2 protein-coding genes and 1 pseudogene are annotated in these 1,539 nt (G+C 37.4%); 1 reads left to right on the forward strand and 2 read right to left on the reverse strand.

Features of this window, described 5'->3' with window-relative positions; genetic code table 11:
* Positions 1 to 520: 520 nt before the first annotated feature.
* Both ACWD1Z_RS37545 and ACWD1Z_RS37550 read right to left on the reverse strand, forming a co-directional pair.
* Entirely contained in the window at positions 521 to 1,120 is a 600-nt protein-coding gene (locus tag ACWD1Z_RS37545; RefSeq protein WP_349235890.1) for a recombinase family protein, read from the reverse strand.
* A gap of 3 nt (positions 1,121 to 1,123) precedes the next feature.
* Positions 1,124 to 1,423 (reverse strand): hypothetical protein, encoded by a 300-nt coding sequence (locus tag ACWD1Z_RS37550; protein ID WP_451125412.1) that lies wholly within the window; start codon positions 1,421 to 1,423, stop codon positions 1,124 to 1,126.
* Between the two features lie 20 nt (positions 1,424 to 1,443).
* Between ACWD1Z_RS37550 and ACWD1Z_RS37555 the strand changes: the two are divergent.
* Positions 1,444 to 1,539 (forward strand): annotated as a pseudogene (locus tag ACWD1Z_RS37555) (AAA family ATPase); the annotation flags it as partial.

Here is a 1,539-nt window from a genome sequence, read left to right on the forward strand (position 1 = left end):
AATTTCTCTATGTTTTTATTATAACACTATAAGCACAGTAAATCAATTATACCCTGTGCTTATAAACTGTTTTTTCTGTGCTTATAAACTGTTTTTTCTGTGCTTATAAACAGTTTTTTCTGTGCTTATAAATCTGTACACAAGCACTACCACTAACTTTTCAGCCACGCAAAAGAACAAAAGATTAAAATATATATGATAAATATAAATAGGCTTCGCCTTTTTTTATTTTTTTCAAAAATTAAAATCAAGGTCAAAAGAAAAAGTCAAAACCATTGAATTGGTGTTCTGATTTTTAACTCCCTGTTTGCTCTTGTCGCTCCGCTTGTACACGTTACTTTTTGATGTGATACATTCTGCCACTAAGAAAAACTCCCTCACGATCGTGACTACTTTGTTTAGATGAAAAGCTTTAAATAGTCCTAGAAACTCATATTTTGTATTCTAAGACATTTTAAACGTGAGTTGGTAATAAATATCATAGTTAAAAGAAAAAGCCCTTCTGAGGGCTAATATCAGCTTATTCTGTTCTGCCTTCTCTTATCACGTTATATTTTTGACGATAACGTCGAAAAGTCGTTCGATTAATTCCAGTTTTACGCTCGATTTCTTTTTCTGTTAATCCTTGTTGGTATAAGTCAAAGGCATGTTGCAATCCCTCATCTTTAAAAGAATATTTCTTTTTTCGTCCTTTAAATCGTCCCCGTTGTTTGGCAATGGCAATACCTTGGGCTTGCCGTTCTTTAATCCGCTTTCGTTCACTTTCTGCTTGGTATTTGTACAATTCAATCATCAAGTTATTAATTAAACGCCTTAAATTATCGTCTTCAATCCCTGTCATGGACGGCAAGTTTAAGACTTCCAGCGTTGCGCCTTTTTGTTGAATTTGGTTCATCAGTTCGGTTAATTCTTTGTTATTTCGTCCTAAGCGGTCTAATTCTGTCACCACGACAATATCACCCTCACGTAAATAAGTCAGCATGTCTTGTAATTGAGGACGTTCAGTAGATTGTCCGCTTGCCTTATCTGAAAACACCTTAGAAACGTCTTGTAAGGCGTCTAATTGGCGGTCTAGGTTCTGTTCTTTGCTTGAAACACGAGCATAACCTATTTTTGCCATTTTCTACTCCCCCTCTTTATCATTATTGGCTTCTGCCAAATTGTCCAACGTTTTAAGTAAATCAGATAGTTTATCGTGTTTCACTTTATAAATCACTTGCTGTCTTTTATCCTTACCAATGGTGATGTAATCGCCATAAATCATGTATCTTCTGACAAATTTTGTTCCACGGTTCAAATCTAGTGTATACGTATCAGCACCGACTAAACCGCCAGTATCTTTGACCTCATTTTTTTTGGATAAATCCAACTCATCAAGATAATCGACAATTGATGAAACCATTTCTTTTTCCTTGATATTCATATCCGTTTCTTGAAATTGATGTGCTGCACGGCCCCACCGGCGCGGGCAAGACCTCGGTGCTCGACGCCGTGTGCTACGCGCTGTACGGCGCGGTGCCCGGGGCCCGGCAGAGCGGC

The sequence above is a fragment of the Streptomyces sp. NPDC002784 genome (genome assembly GCF_053592135.1).

Bases quoted from the DNA above. Each gene is read 5' to 3' on its own strand.
- ACWD1Z_RS37550 (WP_451125412.1), bottom strand. From the start codon at position 1,423: ATGAATATCAAGGAAAAAGAAATGGTTTCATCAATTGTCGATTATCTT.
- ACWD1Z_RS37545 (WP_349235890.1), bottom strand. From the start codon at position 1,120: ATGGCAAAAATAGGTTATGCTCGTGTTTCAAGCAAAGAACAGAACCTA.